Origin of the sequence: Ectopseudomonas khazarica (assembly GCF_004521985.1) — a bacterium.
GTDB lineage: Bacteria > Pseudomonadota > Gammaproteobacteria > Pseudomonadales > Pseudomonadaceae > Aquipseudomonas > Aquipseudomonas khazarica.
In genome coordinates this window covers 11,714-31,260 of the sequence record NZ_SBHZ01000006.1, presented here as the reverse complement: position 1 = coordinate 31,260, position 19,547 = coordinate 11,714, and the positions used below count along the sequence as shown (strand labels likewise).

Below are 19,547 nucleotides of genomic sequence, written 5' to 3'. Positions count from 1 at the left end.
TCGGCCAAACCCCGTCCGGCAGTGACGCGCCAGGCGCTTGGCCGTAGAATGCCCGGCTTTGTTTCCCGTCCATCGACCCAGAGCGAGCCAGCTTAATGAGCGCCACGCCCAAACCCTTGGTTCTGATCATCCTCGACGGCTTCGGTCACAGCGACAACCCCGAGTACAACGCCATCCACGCCGCCAACACGCCGGTCTACGATCGCCTGCGCGCCACCTTCCCGCACGGCCTGATCTCGGGCAGCGGCATGGACGTCGGTCTGCCGGATGGGCAGATGGGCAACTCCGAGGTCGGCCACATGAACCTCGGCGCCGGGCGCGTGGTGTATCAGGACTTCACCCGCGTGACCAAGGCCATCCGTGACGGCGAGTTCTTCGACAACGCCACGATCAACCAGGCCGTGGACAAGGCCGTGGCCGCCGGCAAGGCCGTGCACATCCTCGGCCTGCTCTCCGATGGTGGCGTGCACAGCCATCAGGATCACATCGTCGCCATGGCCGAACTGGCCGCCAAGCGTGGCGCCGAGAAGATCTACCTGCACGCGTTCCTCGACGGTCGCGACACCCCGCCGAAGAGCGCGCAGCCGTCCATCGAGCTGCTCGACGCCGCCTTCGCCCGCCTCGGCAAGGGCCGCATCGCCAGCCTCACGGGCCGCTACTTCGCCATGGACCGCGACAACCGCTGGGACCGCGTGGAGCAGGCCTACAACCTGATCGTCGACGGTGCCGGCCAGTTCAACGCCGTCGATGCCGTGGCAGGCCTGCAGGCCGCCTACGCACGTGGCGAGAGCGACGAATTCGTCAAGGCCACCACCATCGGCGACGCGATACAGGTCGAAGACGGCGACGCCGTGGTGTTCATGAACTTCCGCGCCGACCGTGCACGCGAGCTGACCCGCGCCTTCGTCGAGCCCGGCTTCAAGGAATTCGAGCGCAAGCGCGCGCCACAGGTCGGCTTCGTCATGCTCACCCAGTACGCGGCGAGCATCCCGGCGCCTGCGGCATTCGCGCCGGAAGCATTGACCAACGTGCTCGGCGAGTACCTGGCGAAGAACGGCAAGACCCAGCTGCGCATCGCCGAAACCGAGAAATACGCCCACGTCACCTTCTTCTTCTCCGGCGGCCGTGAAGAGCCGTTCGAGGGCGAAGAGCGCATCCTCATTCCCTCTCCGGACGTCGCCACCTACGACCTCAAGCCGGAAATGAGCGCGCCGGAAGTGACCGACAGGATCGTCGACGCCATCGAGAACCAGCGCTTCGACGTGATCATCGTCAACTACGCCAACGGCGACATGGTCGGCCATACCGGCGTGTTCGAGGCTGCGGTCAAGGCCGTGGAGACCCTGGACAGCTGCGTCGGCCGCATTGCCGAGGCGTTGGAGAAGGTCGGCGGCGAAGCGCTGATCACCGCCGACCATGGCAACGTCGAGCAGATGGAAGACGAGTGCACCGGCCAGGCGCACACGGCCCACACCTGCGAGCCCGTGCCGTTCATCTACGTCGGCAAGCGCCCGGCGCGTATCCGCGAAGGCGGCGTGCTGGCTGACGTGGCGCCCACCCTGCTGAAGCTGATGGGCCTCGAGCAGCCGGCGGAGATGACCGGCAAGAGCATCGTCGAACTCGACTAGCACGCAGGTCGCGGGCCGCTGCACGTCACGCTCGTCGGCCAGGCGCAGACGGCGTGAAGCAGCGCTGATCGACAGAAAACAAGAAACGCCCCGCGCCATGAGGCCTGGGGCGTTTTTTTTGCCCGGCGGCGCGGGCATACTAGGCCTCAGCCTCAATCCACCTTCCGGTGCCGCCCCGCCCATGCTTCGCATTCTCGCCCTGATCCTGCTCAGCAGCCTGATCGCACCCGCCTTCGCCGATCAGCGCGCCGATACCCAGCGCCAGCTGGAAGCCGCGCGCCAGGATGTCGCCGAACTGAAGAAGATGCTGGAAAAACTGCAGCAGGAGAAATCCGGCGTCCAGCAGCAGCTGAAGAAGACCGAGACCGAGATGGGCGATCTGGAAAGCCAGGTCAAGGACCTGCAGCACGAGCTCAAGGACAGCGAGCAGGAAATCCAGCGTCTGGATCAGGAGAAAAAAAAACTCCAGAGCGCGCGCACTGAACAGCAGCGACTGATCGCCATCCAGGCGCGGGCCGCCTACCAGAGCGGGCGCCAGGAGTACGTCAAGCTGCTGCTCAACCAGCAGAACCCGGAAAAGTTCTCGCGCACCCTGACCTATTACGACTACCTCAGCCACGCCCGCCTCGAACAGCTCTCGGCATTCAACGAAACCCTGCGCCAGCTGGCCAACGTCGAACAGGAAATCGCCAGCCACCAGGCTCAGCTGCAGACGCAGAAAGCCGGCCTGGATGAGCGCCACGCCAAGCTCGCCGACGTGCGCAAGCAGCGCCAGCAGGCGCTGGCCAAGCTCAACAGCGAGTTCGCCAACCGCGACCAGCGGCTCAAGGCCCGCCAGCAGGAGCAGGCGGAGCTTGGCCGCGTGCTCAAGACCATCGAGGAAACTCTGGCGCGCCAGGCCCGCGAAGCGGAAGAGGCACGCAAGCGCGCCCTGGTCGCTCAGCAGACCCGGCCGAACAGCTCCGCCAGCGGCCCCGTGGTCACGTCCGGCGCCACCTACGGCGGCCCCTTTTCCAGCGCTCGCGGCAAACTGCCATGGCCCGTCGATGGCCGTTTGGTAGCACGCTACGGAACCCCACGCGGCGGCGACGCTCGTACTAAGTGGGACGGCGTGCTGATCGGTGCACCCGCCGGCAGCCAGGTGCGTGCCGTGCATGGTGGCCGCGTGGTGTTCGCCGACTGGTTGCGTGGCGCCGGCCTGTTGGTCATTCTCGATCACGGCAATGGTTATCTGAGCCTGTACGGCCATAATCAGAGCCTGCTCAGGAATGCAGGTGACGTGGTCAAGGCCGGCGACCCCATCGCCACCGTTGGCAAGAGCGGTGGCCAGGAAACATCGGCGCTGTACTTCGCCATTCGCCAGAACGGTCGCCCGAGTGATCCGGCACAGTGGTGCCGCGCGCAGGGATAAGCGCTTCATCCATTTAGGAGTTGTCTTAATGTCTCATCGCTTTCGCCCCACCTGCCTGGCCCTGGCCCTTGGGCTGCTGCTCGGCGCTCCAGCCCTGCAGGCTGCCGAGCCTGCCCCCGCGCCGGCAGCGGCGGCGAGCAGCAAGGCGCCCCTGCCCCTGGATGAGCTACGCACCTTCGCCGAGGTGATGGACCGCATCAAGGCCGCCTACGTCGAGCCGGTCAGCGACAAGACGCTGCTGGAGAACGCCATCAAGGGCATGCTCAGCAACCTCGACCCGCACTCGGCCTACCTCGAGCCCGAGGCATTCGCCGAGCTGCAGGAAAGCACCAGCGGCGAATTCGGCGGCCTGGGCATCGAGGTCGGCATGGAGGACGGCTTCGTCAAGGTGGTCTCGCCCATCGACGACACCCCGGCGTCCAAGGCCGGCATCGAGGCCGGCGACCTGATCGTCAAGATCGACGGCCAGCCGACCAAGGGCCTGTCGATGATGGAAGCGGTAGAGAAGATGCGCGGCAAGGCCGGCAGCAAGATCGAGCTGACCCTGGTACGCGACGGCGGCCGGCCGTTCGAGCTGACCCTGACCCGCGCCGTGATCAAGGTACGCAGCGTGAAGAGCCAGATGCTCGAGGACGGCTACGGCTACCTGCGCATCTCGCAGTTCCAGGTCAACACCGGCGAGGAAGTCGGCAAGGCCCTGAACAAGCTGCGCAAGGAAAACGGCAACAAGAAGCTGCGCGGCCTGGTCATGGACCTGCGCAACAACCCCGGCGGCGTGCTGCAGGCGGCCGTGGAAGTGGCCGACCACTTCCTCAAGAGCGGGCTGATCGTCTACACCGAGGGCCGCCTGGCCAACTCCGAACTGCGCTTCAATGCCGACCCGGCCGATGCCAGCGAGGGCGTGCCGCTGGTGGTGCTGATCAACGGCGGCAGCGCCTCGGCATCGGAAATCGTCGCCGGCGCCCTGCAGGACCACAAGCGCGCCGTGCTGATGGGCACCGACAGCTTCGGCAAGGGCTCGGTACAGACGGTGCTGCCGCTGAACAACGATCGCGCGCTGAAGCTCACCACCGCGTTGTACTTCACCCCGAACGGCCGCTCGATCCAGGCTCAGGGCATCATCCCGGACATCGAGGTGGCACGCGCCAAGCTCACCCGCGAGCAGGACAACGAAGGCGTCAAGGAAGCCGACCTGCAAGGCCACCTGGGCAACGGCAATGGCGGCGCGGACCGCCCGAGCCGGGGCGCACAGGCCGCACGCACGGACCGCCCGCAGGATCAGGACTACCAGCTGAGCCAGGCACTCAACCTGCTCAAGGGGCTGAGCGTCACCCGCGGCGACTGAAGCGGGTCGTGATGCAAGAACGCCGCAGCTTCTCGCGAAACTGCGGCGTTTTCATTGCTGCCAGAAACAGCGGCCGCCAGGCGCAGCTGGCGGGCGGTGCGAACGACCGCCCGAACCGGCCGGCTTACAGATAGCTGTTGGTGATATCGTCGATGAAGCCTTCGTTGCGCAGTTCGTCGAGCGCCTTCTGCAAGCGTTCGATGACCTCGTCGGGCGTGTCCTTGTTCAGCGCCAGGTACAGCTCGGCATCGTTGAAGCGCAGCACGGTGTTGAGGCCGCTGACATCTTCCTGCTTGGCCAGGTAGCGGCCCACCGGATCGGTGGTGGCCCACAGGTCGATCTGCCCGCGCACCAGCTTCTTCACGTTCTCCTGATCACGCAGGGCGTTGATCGGCTGCAGGCCCTGGCTCTCCAGGTGCTGGCTGACCGCATCGTTCTTGTACGCGCCGACGCGGTACTTGGCGGCATCCTTGAGGCTCGACACCTTGATGTCGTTACCCGGCGCGGCGAGCAGTACCCAGCCGGTCTTGGCGATCGGGCCGACCCACTTGAACAGCGGCTGACGCTCGGCCGTGTAGGTGGTGGAGAACAGGCCGTAGTTGGGCTTGTCCAGGGTCAGGCGGTAGAGGCGGTCCCAGGGGAAGCGCAGGGTCAGGGTGTACTCGATGCCGGCGCGCTTGAACATCTCACGCACGATGTCGGCGCTGATGCCGTCGATGCCGTCGTCACGGGCGAAGTTCTTGTCGTCCACCGCCATGTTGAAGGGCGGGAAATTCTCGGTCAGCAGCACCACCTTGTAATCCTGCGGGAGTTCCGCGTGCACGGAACCGCAAGCGAGAAACAGGGCGACAAACAGGCTTTTCTTCAGAGTTTTCAGCATAAGACGTACCGCTCGCATGATTTTTGGTTATGGCTAGCGGCATCCTTGCATGGGACCGAGCCCGGTCATTGGCACTCAGTGGCTCTGCCATCCATGGCGAGCGCCCGGCTCATGGCCGGACGCATGTTCGGTACTTACAGGTAACTGTTGAGAATGTCGTCGACGAAGCCTTCGGCGCGCATCTGATCCAGCGCAGCCTGCAGCTTGCTGACGATCTCGTCGGGGATATCCTTGTTCAGCGCCAGATACAGCTCGGCACTGTCGAAACGCAGGACAGTCCTCAGGCCGGAGATACCTTCCTGCTTGGCCAGGTAGCGCCCGGCGGGATCACCCGTGGCCCAGAGGTCGATCTGCCCGGCCATCAGCTTGCGAGCATTTTCCTGGTCACGCAACGAGGTGCTGTGCTCGACGCCCTTCTCGGTCAGGTACTCGGAGATGGCATCGCCCTTGTACGCGCCGATGCGGTACTTCTTGGCCTGGTCCAGGCTGGTCAGGCTGATCGGGTTGTCGCCCTTGGCCAGCAGGACCCAATCGTCCGGGCCGATCGGCCCCACCCACTTGAACAGCTCCTCGCGCTCGGGCAGGCGGGCGGCGACGAACACACCGTAGCCCGGTTTTTCCAGCGCCAGGTTGTAGATCCGATCCCAGGGGAAGCGCAGCGTCAGGCTGTACTTGACGCCCGCACGCTTGAACATCTCCTTGATGATATCCACGGCGATACCGTCGATATTGTCTTCCTGGGCGAAGTTCTTGCCATTGATGGCCATGTTGTAGGGCGGGAAGTTCTCGGTCAGCAGAACCACGCTGTAGTCGGGGTCCACTTCGGCGCGCGCAGCGCCAGACAGCACCACAAGGGTGCCGGCCATTGCGATCAGCAGGCGTTTGAGCATGGCGTTTCTCTTTCTGTGAATAAGGCAGACTGCATCAGGATAACCGCCATGCCCTCCCCGGCCCAGCGATTACTGGCCGATTGCCTCAATAGCGCGCTTCGATGCTCTTCAGTGCACCTTCCGCACGCAGCGACTCCAATGCCTTCTGCAACTTCTGCACCAGCTCGTCCGACGTCTGCAGATTCAGCGCAAGGTAGAGGTCGACCGAGTTCAGGTGCTGAACCACCTTGAGGTTCTCGACGCCTTCCTGACGGGCGGTAAGCGGCCCGGCCTGGCTGGAAGCAATCCACAGATCGATCTGACCTTTGTCGAGCTTCCTGACGTTTTCCGCATCACGCAGCGCGGTCGTTACCTCCAGGCCCCTGTCCAGCAGGAACTGGGTCTTGGCATCGCCCTTGTAGCCCCCGATCCGATAACGCCGCGCGTCTTCGATGCTGGCCAGCTGGATCGGGCTATCGCCCTTGGCGAACAGCACCCAGTCGTACCTGGCGATGGGCCCAACCCATTTGAACAGCCCCTCACGCTCGGCGGTACGCGCGGTGGAAAACACTCCATAACCCGCATCGTCCAGTGTCTGCTGGTACACGCGCTGCCAAGGGAAGCGCAGGATCTGCTGGCACTCGACCTCGGCACGCTCGCATACCGCGCGCAGGATGTCGGAGCTGATACCCGTGATCCCGTCGTCACGGGCGTAGTTGGTGCCGGAGACCGACATGTTGAAGGGCGGCATGTTTTCCGTGAGCAGCACCAGCGGCTCGGCACGCGCAATGCTGAGACCACACGACAGGACGAAAATAGTCACGAATCGAAGAAGGAACATGAAGACTCCATGTCGAAGATGTTCGACAAAGGGCAACCCTCCACCAAGGGCAGAGAGTCAGGGTTTTAGAGATGATGATTAATGCTAGCTGGATCGCTGGCACTTTGCCGTCGACTCGCCCGCAGCTTTGCGCAGCGGGCAGGTCGAAGTGACGGCAATCAGCGTACGACGATACCGCGGCTGGCCAGGTAGGCCTTGGCTTCCGGCACGGTGTACTCGCCGAAATGGAAGATGCTCGCGGCGAGCACGGCATCGGCCTTGCCTTCGAGGATGCCATCGGCCAGGTGCTGCAGGTTGCCGACACCACCGGAGGCGATCACCGGCACGCGTACCGCTTCGCTGATGGCACGGGTCACGCCCAGGTCGTAGCCGCTCTTCACGCCATCCTGGTCCATGCTGGTGAGGAGGATTTCCCCGGCGCCCAGCCCTTCCATCTTGCGCGCCCACTCCACGGCATCGAGGCCGGTCGGTTTGCGCCCGCCATGCGTGAAGATCTCCCAGCGTCCCGGCTCGCCCGGCGCCGATACGCGCTTGGCGTCGATGGCGACGACGATGCACTGCGAGCCGAAGCGCGCGGCTGCCTCACCGACGAACTCGGGGTTGAACACCGCGGCGGTGTTGATCGAGACCTTGTCGGCACCGGCATTGAGCAGGTTGCGGATGTCCTGCACGGTACGCACGCCACCGCCGACGGTCAGCGGAATGAAGACCTGGCTGGCCATGCGCTCGACGGTATGCAGCGTGGTATCGCGGTTGTCGACGCTGGCGGTGATGTCGAGAAAGGTGATCTCGTCGGCGCCCTGCTCGTCGTAGCGGCGAGCGATCTCCACCGGATCGCCGGCATCGCGGATGTTCTCGAACTTGACGCCCTTGACCACGCGGCCGTTGTCGACGTCGAGGCAGGGGATGATGCGTTTAGCCAGTGCCATACGGTGCTCCCGTAGGGTGGGTGCAACCCACCGATAAAGATTGCGTCAGTTGCGGCGGGTTTCACCCCGCCCTACGGTTCAGCCCTTGAAGCCGTCGCAGAAGCGCTGCGCCTCGGCCACGTCCAGGGTGCCTTCATAGATGGCACGCCCGGTGATGGCGCCGATGATGCCTGGCGAACGCGCCAGCAGCAGTTTCTCGATATCGCCGAGGTTGTGGATGCCGCCGGAGGCGATCACCGGGATCTTGCTGGCGGCAGCCAGTGCGGCAGTGGCTTCGACGTTGCAGCCCTGCATCATGCCGTCTTTGGCGATGTCGGTATAAACGATGGCGGACACGCCGTCTGCCTCGAAACGCCTGGCCAGGTCGGTGGCCTGCACGCTGGAGACCTCGGCCCAGCCGTCGGTGGCGACGAAGCCGTCCTTGGCATCCAGGCCGACGATGACCTTGCCCGGGAAGGCCTTGCACGCTTCGCTGACGAACTCGGGCTCTTTGACTGCCTTGGTGCCGATGATCACGTAGCTGACGCCGGCGCGCACGTAGTGCTCGATGGTTTCCAGGGTACGGATGCCGCCGCCGATCTGGATCGGCAGGTTGGGGTAGCGCTTGGCGATGGCGGTGACCACTTCGCCATTGACCGGCTGACCTTCGAAGGCGCCGTTCAGGTCGACCAGGTGCAGACGGCGGCAGCCGCCCTCGACCCACTTGGCCGCCATGCTCACCGGGTCATCGGAGAACACCGTGGAATCTTCCATGCGGCCCTGGCGCAGGCGCACGCAGGCGCCGTCCTTCAGATCGATAGCGGGGATAATCAGCATCGGTTGAACCTGCTCAAGTTTGAATTCGATAAGGCGCTCAGTTCTTCTCGAGCGCCCAGAGGTCGCTCTCGATGCTCTCGAACCTGTCTTTCAGGTGCGCCTGCACATCGAGAATGGCCTTGTTGTAGTAGTGCGGTGCCAGCTCGCGGGTGATCAGGTCCAGCACTTCCTGAACCTCGAAGGTGCCCAACTGCAGCTCGAAACGTTCATCGAGAAAACGCTGCAACAGCAACAGCGCCGCCTGCTCCTGGGCTGGTTCGAGCGCCAGACTGGGGACCTTGGCCCGCGCCATTACCAGCGACCGTCCCAGGCGATGAAGTTCTGCAGCAACTGCAGGCCATGAGTGTGGCTCTTCTCCGGGTGGAACTGCACGGCGAAGCGCGAACCCTCGGCCAGCGCGGCGGCGAAGTCCTTGCCATAGTGGCCACGGCCGACCACCTGCTGTGGCTTACCGGCCTCGATGTAGTAGCTGTGCACGAAGTAGAAGCGCGCCTGGTCGGGAATGTCGTGCCACAGCGGGTGCTTGACCGCCTGGCTGACTTCGTTCCAGCCCATGTGCGGCACCTTCAGGCGCTCGCCGTCCTCGGCCAGGTCCTTGCCGAAGAAACGCACCTGACCGGGGAACAGGCCGATGCAATCCACACCGTCGTTCTCTTCGCTGCGTTCGAGCAGCGCCTGCATGCCGACGCAGATACCCAGGAACGGCCGGTCGGCGCTGACCTCACGCACCAGCGCATCGAAGCCCAGGCGTCTGATCTCGCCCATGCAATCGCGGATCGCCCCCACACCGGGGAATACCACGCGATCCGCCTCGCGGATCACCTTGGCATCGCTGGTCACCAGTACGCGGCCAGCGCCGACGTGTTCGAGCGCCTTGGCCACCGAGTGCAGGTTGCCCATGCCATAGTCGATTACGGCTACCGTCTGCATTTACAGGCAACCCTTGGTCGACGGCATCTGCCCGGCCATGCGCGGGTCCAGCTCGACGGCCATGCGCAGCGCGCGGCCGAAGGCCTTGAATACGGTCTCGATCTGGTGGTGGGTGTTGTGCCCACGCAGGTTGTCGATGTGCAGCGACACCAGCGCGTGGTTGACGAAGCCCTGGAAGAACTCCTGGAACAGGTCGACATCGAAGTTGCCGACCACCGCGCGGGTGAACGGCACGTGCATCTGCAGGCCGGGACGACCGGAGAAGTCGATCACCACGCGCGACAGCGCCTCGTCCAGCGGCACATAGGAATGGCCATAGCGGGTCATGCCCTTCTTGTCGCCGATGGCCTTGGTGAAGGCCTGGCCCAGGGTGATGCCGACGTCCTCGACGGTGTGGTGATCGTCGATGTGCAGATCGCCCTTGCACTCGATATCGAGGTCGATCAGACCATGACGGGCGATCTGGTCGAGCATGTGCTCGAGAAAGGGCACACCGATGTCGAAGCGCGCCTTGCCGGTGCCATCCAGGTTGATCGAGACCTTGACCTGGGTCTCGAGGGTGTTGCGCTCGACGAATGCCGTACGTTCGGCCATCACCAGCTCCACGAATTACCAACGGAAAAAGGCCGATATTATAGGCGTGCCGGGGGCGCAACGGCTACCGGCGATGGTCGGGCGGGTACAACCGGCAAACGAAAAAGCCCGCGCAGGTCGCAGACCGGCGCGGGCTTTTCGTTACCAGGACGGGTTACTGGAACAGCACGACCGTCTTCTGCAGGGTGATCCATACACCCCAGGCCAGCGGCACGCCGACCACCAGCCAGGCGAACACCGCCACCGGCTTGCTCGACGGATCAGCCGCCCACTCCAGCTCGCTCGCCGCCGGCGCCGACTTCTCGCCATGGGCGCGCTCGGCAGCCAGCTCGGCTTCGTTCATGAAGTACTTCGGCGCCACCGGACGCACCAGGGCGTTGCAGATGAAGCCCAGCACCAGCAGGCCGGAGAGGATGTACAGGGTGATGTCGTAGGCCGCGGCCTTCTCCACACCGATGCTCAGCTGGTACTCGCGCAGGTAGTTGACCAGCACCGGACCCAGCACGCCGGCCACGGCCCAGGCGGTCAGCAGGCGGCCATGGATGGCGCCGACGTTCTGCGTGCCGAACAGGTCGGCCAGGTAGGCCGGCACGGTGGCGAAGCCGCCGCCATACATCGACAGGATCACGCAGAATGCCAGGACGAACAGCGCCAGGCTGCCCAGGTGGCCGAGCATCGGCACCGAGGCGTAGAGCGCCAGCCCCAGGCCGAAGAACACGAAATAGGTGCCCTTGCGCCCGATGAAGTCCGAGCAGGACGCCCAGAAGAAGCGCCCACCGATGTTGAACAGGCTGAGCAGGCCGGTGAAACCGGCGGCGATGGCGGCGATCTCCGCCAGTTGCGCAGCGCTGAGTTCGTTGAAGGCCAGGTCGACACCGATCAGCCTGCCGGCGAAGACTTCCTGCAGCAGCGGCGAAGCCATGCCGATGATGCCGATGCCCGCCGAAACGTTCAGGCACAGAACGGCCCAGACCAGCCAGAACTGCGGCGTCTTCCAGGCGGTATTAACGTGCACGTGACCCTTGGTGATCATGGCGTTGTTGGCCTTGGCCGCCGGGGCGGTCCAGCCAGCCGGTTTCCAGCCGGTCGGCGGTACGCGGTACGCCAGGGCGCCGCCCATCATGAAGACGAAGTAGATCGCCGCCATCACCACGAAGCTCTGCCAGACACCGACGCTGTCCGGCGTGGCGAAGTGGTTCATCAGCATCGCCGCCAGCGGCGCACCGACCATCGCACCACCGCCGAAGCCCATGATCGCCATGCCGGTGGCCATGCCGCGCTTGTCCGGGAACCACTTGATCAGGGTCGACACCGGAGAGATGTAGCCCAGTCCCAGGCCGATACCGCCGATGACCCCGGAGCCCAGCCACAACAGCCAGATCTGGTGGGTATAGATGCCCAGCGCGGAAATCAGCAGACCACCGCACCAGCACAGCGCGGACACGATGCCAGCCTTGCGCGGGCCGGCATGCTCCAGCCAGCCACCCCAGATGGCAGCCGAGCAACCGAGAAAGACGAAGAACAGGGTGTAGACCCAGCCGAGCATGGAGATCTGCCAGTCGCAGTTGCTGGCGAACACCTGCTCGAAGAAGCCCATGTCGGGCGCACAGGCCGTGGCAGCGGTGATGCCCACGGCCTTGGACAGCGGCAGCCAGAAGACGGAGAAGCCGTAGGCCATCCCGATGCAGAGGTGGATGGCGAGGGCAGCAGGCGGAACCAGCCAGCGGTTGAAACCGGTTTTCGCGATGATGCGTTCCTTGGACAGAAATGCAGGCTTTGCCGCAACACCGTCCAATGCAAAGGCGTCAGTCATAGGGAGTTTCTCTTTTTATGTTGGCAAGCGAACCAAGGCAGGCGCGACAATGCACCGCAGCCAAAGTTTGCAGAGAGTAGCACCCAGGCGCGACAAATCGCCGCGCAGCTGAAGTTTTTTTAGCGTTTCACGCACTTTTCATGTGATTTCAGCAAAAAAGCAAAAGGCCGCATCTATCGACCGATAGATGGCGTCGATGCCCCTGCCGTTTCCGCCACGAACGCCAGGCCGATCACTCGACGACGACCAGGCCCGCATGATCAGCGGGAACCGCTTGCCGGGTTTTCTATCCAACACCCAGCCGAGCACCGCGACCCGCCCACTGCGAACGCCTCGCGACTGCACATGAGGCTATAATCGGCGACCGTCTGTTTCCCGCCATTCCAGCCATCGAAACCAAGGACCCCGCTCATGAAAGCGCTAGGCAAGATCCTGGGCCTTTTCTTTCTCGGCTTGCTACTGATCATAGTGGCGCTGCTGTTTGCCCTGACCCACCTGTTCGACCCCAACGACTACAAGGACGAGATTCGCCAGATCGCCCACGACAAGGCCAACCTCGACCTGCAACTCAAGGGTGACATCGGCTGGAGCCTGTTCCCCTGGCTGGGCCTGGAGCTGACCGACGCCACCCTGGCCAGCGCCGATACGCCGGACAAACCCTTCGCCGACCTGCGCCTGATCGGGCTCTCCGTGCGCGTGATGCCGTTGCTGCGCAAGGAAGTGCAGATGAGCGATATCCGCATCGACGGCCTCAACCTCAACCTGCAGCGTGACGACAAGGGCCACGGCAACTGGGAAGGCGTTGGCCGCCCCGCCGAGACCACCGTGGCGCAGCAAGCGCCTGGCGAACCCGCCCCGAGCGAAGACACCCCCGCCGAGCAGCCGGGGGAAAAACCCGCCGGCCAACCGCTGAAGCTGGACATCGACAGCCTGAGCCTGAGCAATTCGCGCATCGACTACAGCGATGCACAGAAAGGCCAGCAGTTCACCCTGGAGAACATCGAACTGAAGACCGGCGCCATCCGCGAAGGCGCGAGCATTCCGCTCACGCTCAGCGCCTTCTTCGGCACCAACCAACCGGTGCTGCGTGCGCGCAGCGAAGTGGAAGGCCAACTGCGCTTCGACCGGGCCCTCAAGCGCTACCAGTTCGAAGACCTGAAGCTGGCCGGCGAAGTCTCGGGCGAACCGCTCAAGGGCAAGACCCTGAACTTCTCCGCACAAGGCCAGCTGCTGGTCGATCTGGCGGCCAACATCGCCGAATGGAACAGCCTGAAGCTCTCCGCCAACCAGCTGCGCGCCCTGGGCGAACTCAAGGCCCGCGAGCTGGACAAGGACGCCAAGCTGTCCGGCGGCCTGTCCATCGCGCCGCTCAACCTGCGCGAGTTCCTCGATGGCATCGGCGTGGAGCTGCCGAAGACCCGTGACGCCAACAGCCTCAACCAGTTCGAACTGGTCAGCCGCCTGAATGGATCGAGCAACGGCATGATGCTCGAAGACCTCACCCTCAAGCTCGACGGCAGCACCTTCACCGGCAGCCTGGGCGTGGCCGACTTCGCCCGTCAGGCGCTGCGCGCCGACCTCAAGGGCGACACGCTCAACCTGGACGGTTACCTGCCGCCGGAGACCAAGGACAAGGCCGCAGCCGCGCGCCAGGCCGAGGTCAAGGACAGCATCTCCAGCGCCGGCAAGGACGGCAGCACACCACTGCCCAATGCGCCGACCCAGCAGGCCTGGAGCGACGACAAGGTCCTGCCGGTCGATCAACTGCGCAAGCTCGACCTGCAGCTGGCCCTGAGCCTGGGGCAACTGACCTTCGACCAGCAGCCCTTCACCGACGTGACCCTGAAAGCCAACGGTCGCGGCGGCCTGATCACCCTGCAGGAGGTTCGCGGCAAGCTGCAGGGCGGCAGCTTCAGCGGCAATGGCCGCATCGACGTGCGCCAGGCCGAGCCCATGCTCAGCGTGGAGAAACGCCTCAGCCGCATGCCCGTCGAACCCTTCCTGAAGAAGGACGGCCAGCCCGCGCCGATCCGTGGCCTGCTCGACCTCGACGCCAAGTTCAACACCCGTGGCAACAGCCAGAAGGCCTGGGTCGAAGCGCTCAACGGCACCGCCAGCTTCGTGCTCAACGATGGCGTGCTGGTCGATGCCAACCTCGAGCAGCAGCTCTGCCGTGGCATCGCCACCCTCAACCGCAAGGCCATGAGCAACCCGCCGACCGGCAAGGACACCCCCTTCCGCGAGCTCAAGGGCAGCCTGAGCGTGCGCAACGGCGTAGCGCACAACCCGGACATGAAGGCGCAGATCCCGGGCCTGGCGGTAAGCGGCAAGGGCGACCTCGACCTGCGCGTGCTCGGCATCGACTACCAGGTCGGCATCACCATCGAAGGCGACCAACGCGAGATGCCCGACCCGGCCTGCCAGGTCAACGAGCGCTATGTCGGCATCGAATGGCCGCTGCGCTGCCGTGGCCCGCTGGAGCTTGGCGCCAAGGCCTGTCGCCTTGACCAGGACGGCCTCGGCAAGATCGCTGCGCGCCTGGCCGGCAACAAGCTGACCGAGAAACTCGAAGAGAAACTCGGCGACAAGGTCAGCCCGGAGCTGAAAGACGCACTCAAGGGCCTGTTCAACCGATGAGCCCCGAGCAGTTCAACGGCGCCGTGCTGGCCTGGTACGACCAGCACGGACGCAAGGACCTGCCCTGGCAGCAGGGCATCACGCCCTACCGTGTCTGGGTGTCGGAAATCATGCTGCAGCAGACCCAGGTCAGCACCGTGCTCGGCTACTTCGACCGCTTCATGGCCGCCCTGCCGACCGTGAAGGACCTGGCCGAGGCGGCGGAAGACGAAGTGCTGCACCTGTGGACCGGCCTGGGCTACTACACCCGCGCACGCAACCTGCAGAAGACCGCGCAGATCATCATGCGCGAGCACGGCGGCGAGTTTCCGCGCAGTGTCGACGCCCTCAGCGAACTGCCCGGCATCGGCCGCTCCACCGCCGGTGCCATCGCCAGCCTGAGCATGGGCCTGCGCGCGCCGATCCTCGACGGCAACGTCAAGCGGGTACTGGCACGCTACGTGGCGCAGGAGGGCTACCCCGGTGAGCCGAAGGTGGCCAGGCAGCTGTGGGACGTGGCCGAGCGCCTGACCCCGCACGAGCGCGTCAACCATTACACCCAGGCGATGATGGACCTCGGCGCCACCCTGTGCACCCGCAGCAAGCCGACCTGCCTGCTGTGCCCGGTGCGCAGCGGCTGCCAGGCGCACCTGCTCGGCCTGGAAATCCGCTACCCGGTGGCCAAGCCGCGCAAGGCCCTGCCGCAGAAACGCACCCTGATGCCACTGCTGGTCAACGCTGACGGCGACATCCTGCTCTATCGCCGGCCGTCGACGGGACTGTGGGGCGGGCTGTGGAGCCTGCCGGAACTGGACGACCTCGAGCAGCTCGGCGCGCTCGGCCAGCAGCGCCAGCTCGACCTCGGCACACGCCGTGAACTGGAAGGCCTGACCCACACCTTCAGCCACTTCCAGCTGGCGATCGAACCCTGGCTGGTGCGGGTGACCGAGCAGCCGAGCCGCGTGGCCGAGGACGACTGGCTCTGGTATAACCTCGCCACCCCGCCGCGCCTGGGCCTTGCTGCCCCGGTGAAGAAGCTGCTGAAACGCGCGGCGCAAGCCATTACCGCTGGAGAACCGACATGACCCGCACCGTGCTGTGCCGCAAATACAAACAGGAACTGCCCGGCCTGGATCGCGCGCCCTACCCCGGCGCCAAAGGCGAAGACATCTTCAACAACGTCTCCAGGCAGGCCTGGGACGAGTGGCAGAAGCACCAGACCATGCTGATCAACGAGCGTCGCCTGAACATGATGAACGCCGAGGATCGCAAGTTCCTCCAGGCCGAGATGGACAAGTTCCTCTCCGGCGAGGAATACGCCCAAGCCGAAGGCTACGTGCCGCCCAGCGAATAAGCATGCTGGAGGGAGGGGCCTTGGCCACGGCAACCTTCGCACGTTGCCCACGCGCGACCCGGCCGGCCCTCCCCGCTTTTCTCGCTCACGAACCTAAGCGCCCGAAATATTTAAATATTTTTCCAACTCGCGCTTGACACTGATCCTGCAAATCCGTCTAATAGCGCCCCGTTGGCCCAGGTAGCTCAGTTGGTAGAGCAGGGGATTGAAAATCCCCGTGTCGGCGGTTCGATTCCGTCCCTGGGCACCACTGATACATGACAAAGAGCCTCAGCCACGTGCTGGGGCTTTTTGCTTTCTGCCTCCCGCAAATTTCTCGTGCCATTGTTTCGCCTGCGCGACAAGCAACTGTAACCAGGCGACACCTGCGACCCGGCGACCTGCTATCGCCCGGCAAACGGCTTGGCGGTCACGGAAACGCTATGCTAGCTTGGCCGCCAGCCAGGATGGCCCGCCGTACGCCGGAGCGCATTCGAAGAAGAAGAGGATCACACCCCATGGCCGAGGCGACGCCCGCGCTGGAAATCCGCAACCTGCACAAACGCTACGGCGATCTCGAAGTGCTCAAGGGCATTTCCCTGACGGCCAGGGACGGTGACGTCATCTCCATCCTCGGTTCTTCCGGCTCCGGCAAGTCCACCTTCCTGCGCTGCATCAACCTGCTGGAAAACCCGCACGAGGGTCAGATCTTCGTCGCTGGCGAGGAGCTCAAGCTCAAGGCCGCGAAGAACGGCGACCTGATCGCCGCCGACAACAAGCAGATCAACCGCCTGCGCAGCGAGATCGGCTTCGTCTTCCAGAATTTCAATCTGTGGCCGCACATGAGCGTGCTCGACAACATCATCGAGGCGCCGCGCCGCGTACTGGGCCAGAGCAAGGCCGAAGCCACCGAGGTGGCCGAGGCGCTGCTGGCCAAGGTCGGCATCGCCGACAAGCGTCATGTCTATCCCAACCAGCTTTCCGGCGGCCAGCAGCAGCGTGCAGCCATCGCCCGCACCCTGGCCATGCAACCGAAGGTGATCCTCTTCGATGAACCGACTTCGGCCCTCGACCCGGAGATGGTACAAGAAGTGCTTAATGTGATTCGCGCGCTTGCCGACGAGGGTCGCACCATGCTGCTGGTTACCCACGAAATGAGTTTCGCTCGCCAGGTGTCCAGCGAGGTGGTGTTCCTCCACCAGGGCCTGGTCGAGGAGCAGGGGCCACCCGCCCAGGTGTTCGAAAACCCGCAATCGGCACGCTGTAAACAATTCATGTCCAGCAATCGCTAACACGGAGCAACATGCATGCAGAACTATAAGAAGATCCTGCTGGCCGCGGCCGCCACTCTGGCCTTCGGCACCAGCGCTGTCGCCGCTGACAAACTGAAACTCGGCACCGAAGGCGCCTACCCGCCCTTCAACCTGATCGACGCCAGCGGCAAGGTCACCGGCTTCGACGTGGAAATCGGCCAGGCACTGTGCGCCAAGATGAAAGCCGAGTGCGAAGTGGTTACCTCCGACTGGGACGGCATCATCCCGGCCCTGAACGCCAAGAAGTTCGACTTCCTGATCGCCTCCATGTCGATCACCGACGAACGCAAGCAGGCCGTCGACTTCACCGATGCGTACTACACCAACAAGCTGCAGTTCATCGCGCCCAAGTCCGCCGACTTCAAGACCGACGAAGCCAGCCTCAAGGGCAAGGTGATTGGTGCCCAGCGCGCCACCATCGCCGGCACCTGGCTGGAAGACAACCTCGGCAAGGTCGTCGACATCAAGCTGTATGACACCCAGGAAAACGCCTACCTCGACCTGGCCTCCGGCCGTCTCGATGGCGTGCTGGCCGACACCTTCGTCAACTGGGAATGGCTCAAGAGCGATGCCGGCAAGGACTTCGAGTTCAAGGGCGACCCGGTATTCGACAACGACAAGATCGGCATCGCCGTGCGCAAGGGCGACCCGCTGCGCGAGAAGCTGAACACCGCTCTGCAAGCCATCATCGAAGACGGCACCTACAAGCAGATCAACGACAAGTACTTCCCATTCAGCATCTATTGATGACCTGAAGGCATTGCGCCGCCCACGCGGCGGCGCAACTGCCCGAGCCCTCCGATGATTTTCGAACTCCACGGATTCGGCCCCGCCCTGGCCGCCGGCACCCTGATGACCGTCAAACTGGCGCTGTCCGCGCTGTCGGTCGGTCTGGTGCTGGGCCTGCTGGGTGCGCTGGCCAAGACTTCGCCGTACAAGCCACTGCAGTGGCTCGGCGGCAGCTATTCCACCATCGTGCGCGGCGTGCCCGAGCTGCTCTGGGTGCTGCTGATCTATTTCGGCACCGTCGGCCTGATGCGCAGCCTGGCCGACCTGCTTGGCGTCGAGAGCCTCGAGCTTTCCGCCTTCGCTGCGGGCACCATCGCCCTCGGCCTGTGTTTTGGTGCCTATGCCACCGAAGTGTTCCGCGGCGCCATCCTCGCCATCCCCAAAGGCCACCGCGAAGCGGGCCAGGCACTGGGCATGTCCAGCGGGCGGATTCTCTGGAAGCTGGTCCTGCCGCAGATGTGGCGCATCGCCCTGCCCGGCCTGGGCAACCTGTTCATGATCCTGATGAAGGACACCGCGCTGGTCTCGGTGATCGGCCTGGAAGAGATCATGCGCCGCTCGCAGATCGCCGTGACCGCGAGCAAGGAGCCCTTCACCTTCTATATGGTCGCCGCCTTCATCTACCTGGGCCTGACCGTTCTCGCCATGATCGGCCTGCATTTCCTCGAGAAGCGCGCTAGCCGTGGCTTCGTCCGGAGCGCCTCATGAACTGGGAAGTCATCATCAAATGGCTGCCGCGCCTGTCCGAAGGCGCGCTGCTGACACTCGAACTGGTGGCCATTGCCGTCGTGGCCGGCCTGATCGTCGCATTGCCCATGGGCATCGCCCGCGCGTCCAAGCACTGGTATGTACGCGCCCTACCCTACGGCTACATCTTCTTCTTCCGTGGCACGCCGCTGCTGGTGCAGCTGTTTCTGGTCTACTACGGCCTGGCGCAGTTCGATGCCGTGCGCCATGGCCCGCTGTGGCCCTACCTGCGTGACCCCTACTGGTGCGCAATCATCACCATGACCCTGCATACCGCAGCCTACATTGCCGAGATCCTGCGCGGCGCCATCCAGGCCGTGCCGCAGGGCGAGGTCGAGGCCGCCCGTGCACTGGGCATGTCACGGACGCAGGCGATGTTCTACATCATCCTGCCGCGCGCCGCGCGCATCGGCTTGCCGGCCTACAGCAACGAAGTGATCCTGATGCTCAAGGCCAGCGCCCTGGCCAGCACCGTCACCCTGCTGGAACTGACCGGCATGGCGCGCACCATCATTGCCCGCACCTACCTGCCGGTCGAGATCTTCTTCGCGGCCGGCCTGTTCTACCTGGCCATCGCCTTTGTTCTGGTAAGGGCCTTCCGCCTGCTGGAACGCTGGCTGCGCGTCGACGCCTGCCAGGGTCGCTGAGCCGTTCGGGCCGTCCTTTGCGGACGGCCCCTCGCCCGTCACGAGC

The 19,547-nt window shown here is 64.4% G+C and carries 19 protein-coding genes and 1 tRNA gene; 11 read left to right on the top strand and 9 right to left on the bottom strand.

Translation table 11 applies throughout. The features are described from left to right. Window positions 1-95: 95 nt before the first annotated feature. The 3 genes from gpmI to EPK82_RS09090 all read left to right on the top strand — a co-directional run bounded on the left by gpmI (window position 96) and on the right by EPK82_RS09090 (window position 4,384). Window positions 96-1,628, top strand: a complete 1,533-nt coding sequence (gene gpmI / locus EPK82_RS09100) for a 2,3-bisphosphoglycerate-independent phosphoglycerate mutase (protein WP_134676372.1) — start codon at window positions 96-98, stop codon at window positions 1,626-1,628. 181 nt (window positions 1,629-1,809) lie between these two features. Further along, window positions 1,810-3,039, top strand: coding sequence for a murein hydrolase activator EnvC family protein (locus EPK82_RS09095; RefSeq protein ID WP_134676371.1), 1,230 nt, complete (start codon window positions 1,810-1,812; stop codon window positions 3,037-3,039). Between the two features lie 28 nt (window positions 3,040-3,067). Continuing rightward, entirely contained in the window at window positions 3,068-4,384 is a 1,317-nt protein-coding gene (locus EPK82_RS09090; RefSeq protein WP_134676370.1) for a S41 family peptidase, read from the top strand. Window positions 4,385-4,508: 124 nt separating this feature from the next. Here EPK82_RS09090 and EPK82_RS09085 read toward each other — a convergent pair whose 3' ends face one another. The 9 genes from EPK82_RS09085 to EPK82_RS09045 form a co-directional block, all read right to left on the bottom strand. Continuing rightward, entirely contained in the window at window positions 4,509-5,264 is a 756-nt protein-coding gene (locus tag EPK82_RS09085) for a substrate-binding periplasmic protein (protein WP_037055293.1), read from the bottom strand. Window positions 5,265-5,398: 134 nt separating this feature from the next. Beyond that, window positions 5,399-6,154: a substrate-binding periplasmic protein gene (locus tag EPK82_RS09080; protein ID WP_037055296.1), complete on the bottom strand. Its 756-nt coding sequence runs from the start codon at window positions 6,152-6,154 to the stop codon at window positions 5,399-5,401. A gap of 85 nt (window positions 6,155-6,239) precedes the next feature. Continuing rightward, entirely contained in the window at window positions 6,240-6,974 is a 735-nt protein-coding gene (locus tag EPK82_RS09075; RefSeq protein ID WP_134676369.1) for a substrate-binding periplasmic protein, read from the bottom strand. Window positions 6,975-7,132: 158 nt separating this feature from the next. After that, the gene (gene hisF, locus EPK82_RS09070) at window positions 7,133-7,903 is read right to left on the bottom strand and encodes an imidazole glycerol phosphate synthase subunit HisF (RefSeq protein ID WP_037055302.1); all 771 of its coding nucleotides are present in this window, start codon (window positions 7,901-7,903) and stop codon (window positions 7,133-7,135) included. A 78-nt stretch (window positions 7,904-7,981) separates the two neighbouring features. Then, window positions 7,982-8,719, bottom strand: coding sequence for a 1-(5-phosphoribosyl)-5-[(5-phosphoribosylamino)methylideneamino]imidazole-4-carboxamide isomerase (hisA, locus tag EPK82_RS09065; RefSeq protein WP_037055305.1), 738 nt, complete (start codon window positions 8,717-8,719; stop codon window positions 7,982-7,984). 37 nt (window positions 8,720-8,756) lie between these two features. Continuing rightward, a complete protein-coding gene (locus EPK82_RS09060; protein WP_037055307.1) occupies window positions 8,757-9,011 on the bottom strand; it encodes a DUF2164 domain-containing protein in 255 nt (84 codons plus the stop codon). After that, window positions 9,011-9,649, bottom strand: coding sequence for an imidazole glycerol phosphate synthase subunit HisH (gene hisH, locus EPK82_RS09055; protein ID WP_037055309.1), 639 nt, complete (start codon window positions 9,647-9,649; stop codon window positions 9,011-9,013). Before hisH ends, EPK82_RS09060 begins: the two co-directional genes overlap by 1 nt. Then, window positions 9,650-10,243, bottom strand: coding sequence for an imidazoleglycerol-phosphate dehydratase HisB (hisB, locus tag EPK82_RS09050; protein WP_017675949.1), 594 nt, complete (start codon window positions 10,241-10,243; stop codon window positions 9,650-9,652). A gap of 154 nt (window positions 10,244-10,397) precedes the next feature. Further along, window positions 10,398-12,056, bottom strand: coding sequence for an OFA family MFS transporter (locus EPK82_RS09045; RefSeq protein ID WP_134676368.1), 1,659 nt, complete (start codon window positions 12,054-12,056; stop codon window positions 10,398-10,400). 411 nt (window positions 12,057-12,467) lie between these two features. Here EPK82_RS09045 and EPK82_RS09040 point away from each other — a divergent pair, with 411 nt between their 5' ends. The 8 genes from EPK82_RS09040 to EPK82_RS09005 all read left to right on the top strand — a co-directional run bounded on the left by EPK82_RS09040 (window position 12,468) and on the right by EPK82_RS09005 (window position 19,501). Further along, a complete protein-coding gene (locus EPK82_RS09040; protein WP_134676367.1) occupies window positions 12,468-14,693 on the top strand; it encodes an AsmA family protein in 2,226 nt (741 codons plus the stop codon). Further along, complete coding sequence (mutY, locus tag EPK82_RS09035; RefSeq protein WP_134676366.1) at window positions 14,690-15,757, top strand: A/G-specific adenine glycosylase; 1,068 nt, start codon at window positions 14,690-14,692, stop codon at window positions 15,755-15,757. Before EPK82_RS09040 ends, mutY begins: the two co-directional genes overlap by 4 nt. Further along, on the top strand, window positions 15,754-16,026 hold the full coding sequence (locus tag EPK82_RS09030; protein ID WP_037055319.1) for an oxidative damage protection protein: 273 nt from the start codon (window positions 15,754-15,756) through the stop codon (window positions 16,024-16,026). Before mutY ends, EPK82_RS09030 begins: the two co-directional genes overlap by 4 nt. A 174-nt stretch (window positions 16,027-16,200) precedes the next feature. Continuing rightward, window positions 16,201-16,276 (top strand) — tRNA-Phe (locus tag EPK82_RS09025). Between the two features lie 247 nt (window positions 16,277-16,523). After that, entirely contained in the window at window positions 16,524-17,297 is a 774-nt protein-coding gene (locus EPK82_RS09020; protein WP_037055322.1) for an ABC transporter ATP-binding protein, read from the top strand. A gap of 15 nt (window positions 17,298-17,312) precedes the next feature. Further along, window positions 17,313-18,065: an ABC transporter substrate-binding protein gene (locus tag EPK82_RS09015; RefSeq protein ID WP_047586557.1), complete on the top strand. Its 753-nt coding sequence runs from the start codon at window positions 17,313-17,315 to the stop codon at window positions 18,063-18,065. A 54-nt stretch (window positions 18,066-18,119) separates the two neighbouring features. Next, complete coding sequence (locus EPK82_RS09010) at window positions 18,120-18,815, top strand: ABC transporter permease (protein WP_134676365.1); 696 nt, start codon at window positions 18,120-18,122, stop codon at window positions 18,813-18,815. Beyond that, a complete protein-coding gene (locus tag EPK82_RS09005; protein ID WP_134676364.1) occupies window positions 18,812-19,501 on the top strand; it encodes an ABC transporter permease in 690 nt (229 codons plus the stop codon). Before EPK82_RS09010 ends, EPK82_RS09005 begins: the two co-directional genes overlap by 4 nt. Window positions 19,502-19,547: the final 46 nt, after the last annotated feature.